The sequence below is a fragment of the Altererythrobacter chaiwopuensis genome (assembly GCF_054957755.1).
This window is the reverse complement of sequence record NZ_JBTXJG010000028.1, coordinates 1-261: the sequence shown is the minus strand read 5'-3', so window position 1 is coordinate 261 and position 261 is coordinate 1. Positions and strand designations below refer to the sequence as shown.

Here is a 261-nt window from a genome sequence, read left to right as displayed (position 1 = left end):
CCGCTACCGGCAGGAAGCCAGCCAGGAACTCGTGCGCGTGCAAAGCGAGATGGCCCAGCTCGACGAGCAGATGGTCGTGCGCCAGGACGCGCTGACCCGCACCGTTCTCAAGTCGCCGGTGCATGGCGTCGTCAAGAGCGTGAAGGCGGGCACCATCGGCGGCGTCATCGGCAGCGGCGCACCCATCCTCGAGATTTCGCCCATCGGGCCGAAGGTGCTGGTCGAGGCCCGCATCAAGCCCAAGGACATCGGCTTCGTGCG

At 67.4% G+C, this 261-nt stretch carries 1 protein-coding gene; it reads left to right on the top strand.

The features are described from left to right. Positions 1–261: HlyD family secretion protein (locus tag ACX2DJ_RS13050; protein ID WP_462573173.1), on the top strand; the 261-nt coding region annotated here is incomplete at both ends.